Consider the following 1,562-nt stretch of genomic DNA (forward strand, 5'->3'; position numbering starts at 1 on the left):
GCGCCTTTGGGCGTGTCGCTGAACAGCCAGTTCTTGCGCCCGACAACGAAGGGCCTGATCGCACGCTCTGCCGCATTGTTGTCGATCGGCAAGTAACCGGCTTCGGTGTAGCGCACCAACTTGATCCAGTTGCTGGCCAGGTAGCTGATGGCTTTGCCCAGTGCATTCTGCGCCGTCACTTGTGGCTGGGTTTTCTCCAGCCATGTGTGCAACTGCGCCAACACCGGCAGGCTGTTTTGCTGTCGGCTTTCGTGGCGATGTTCATCGCCGGCTTCTTTTAAATCTCGCTCGATACCGTACAGCTTGTTGATCAGATTCAGCGCGATATCGGCGCGCCCGGTTTTGCCTTTAGGCTGCACCTTTTGCGCCTCGACAAACTTGCGCCGCGCATGTGCCCAACAGCCTAAACGTTCGACACCGGATTGCGCGCCCAAGGCGTTATAACCAGCGTAATCATCGGTCATCAGGTAGCCGCGATAACCTTCAAGCAGGCGCGACGGAACTTCCTGCGCCCGGCTGGTCGAGTAGTCAAACAAGATAACGGGCTGATCCGGCGGCCCGCCGGTTTGCACCCACATCCAGGATTGGCTGGTTGGCTCTCGATCTGGCTCTTTCATTACCTGGACACGCGTTTCGTCGCAATGGATGACGCGACTTTCCAGCAGTCGATCCCGCATTAAATTCAGCAAGGGTTGCAGGTGTTCGCCGCACTGGATCACCCAGCGCGCCAAGGTTTGGCGTGGAATATCGACGCCGTGGCGACCGAGGACTTTTTCGAAGCGGTGCAGTGGCAGGCCATCGACGTATTTGGTCGTCAGCAACATCGCCAACACACTGGGGCTGGCCATGCTCTTTTCGATCAGTTGCGCCGGCTTGTCGGCGGTAACCGGTGCGGTTTCGCAATCGCGGCAACCGTAGACCTTGCGCACATGTTTGATCACGCGGATTTGCATCGGCACGATATCGAGCTGCTCGCTGATTTCCTCGCCAATGGCGTGCTTGCGGCAACCGCAGGCGCAGGTCAGCTCGTGCTCGGGCAGTTCGTGAATGACTTCGATACGCGGAAGATCGGCGGGCAGAGGCTTGCGTTTGCCCCGTCGCCTGGACGGCGCGACGGCCTCTTCTTCAACCGCTTCGTCGACCGTCTCGGCGACGCTTTCAGCTTCGTTGAACAAGGCCATTTGCGGGGTCGAAGGATCGGCTGTCTGCTCTGACTTGCGCCCGAAAAGGCGCTGACGCAGCAGTGCGTTTTCTTCTTCGAGATGAACGATCTTGCCCTTATCCGACTCCCGCTCACTCAGCATTTGCTCAAGCAGCTGCTTGAGCAAAACAGGGTCGTCAGGAAGGTCTTTGGGCATGGAAATCATGCCCTGGATTATACCGAATCAGGCGACGAATCGAGGCGTCAAAACTTGATGCGGACGGTTGCGCCACAAATCAAAACCGTCCAATAACCAGTTGAGTTCTTGAACCGTCAGCACGATGGCTTCATCCGAACAATCCGGCGATGTTTTGAAGCGCTCGGATTCCAGGCGCTTTAGCCAAAGGCAAAAGCCGTTGCG

The 1,562-nt window shown here is 57.5% G+C and carries 2 protein-coding genes; both read right to left on the reverse strand.

The window, feature by feature from the left end:
* Positions 1-1,367, reverse strand: a 1,367-nt coding sequence (locus JQF37_RS31185) for an IS66 family transposase (protein ID WP_204149928.1), incomplete at its 3' end; no start/stop codon positions are given.
* A gap of 18 nt (positions 1,368-1,385) precedes the next feature.
* A complete protein-coding gene (locus tag JQF37_RS31190) occupies positions 1,386-1,532 on the reverse strand; it encodes a transposase (protein WP_239142548.1) in 147 nt (48 codons plus the stop codon).
* Positions 1,533-1,562 lie beyond the last annotated feature (30 nt).

It is taken from the genome of Pseudomonas sp. MIL9 (genome assembly GCF_016887925.1).
GTDB lineage: Bacteria > Pseudomonadota > Gammaproteobacteria > Pseudomonadales > Pseudomonadaceae > Aquipseudomonas > Aquipseudomonas mohnii.